The sequence below is a fragment of the Veillonella sp. ZSJB6 genome (assembly GCF_051549505.1).
GTDB lineage: Bacteria > Bacillota > Negativicutes > Veillonellales > Veillonellaceae > Veillonella.
Genome location: NZ_JBPUGE010000146.1, coordinates 1 through 245 on the forward strand (window position 1 = coordinate 1; position 245 = coordinate 245).

Genomic DNA, 245 nt, shown 5'->3' on the forward strand with positions numbered 1-245 from the left:
GCTCGGCAACCGCGTCCAGCACGCACTGCGCGCCTTCACGCCCCAGGAGCAGCGCGCCGTCAAGGCCGCCGCCGAGACCTTCCGCAAGAACCCGGACCTCGACACCGAGCGCGTGATCCTCGAGCTGAAGGTCGGCGAGGCGCTCGTCTCGATGCTTGAGAACAAGGGCGAGCCCTCCATCGTCCAGCGCACGCTGATCCGACCGCCGGAGGGTCGCATCGGGCCCGTTTCGGAGGACGAGCGTC

Annotated in this window: 1 protein-coding gene; it reads left to right on the forward strand. The window is 69.8% G+C overall.

All coding sequences use genetic code 11. The annotated features are described in order from the left end of the window. Nucleotides 1-245: helicase HerA-like domain-containing protein (locus tag ACSV5T_RS10225; protein WP_438321071.1), on the forward strand; the 245-nt coding region annotated here is incomplete at both ends.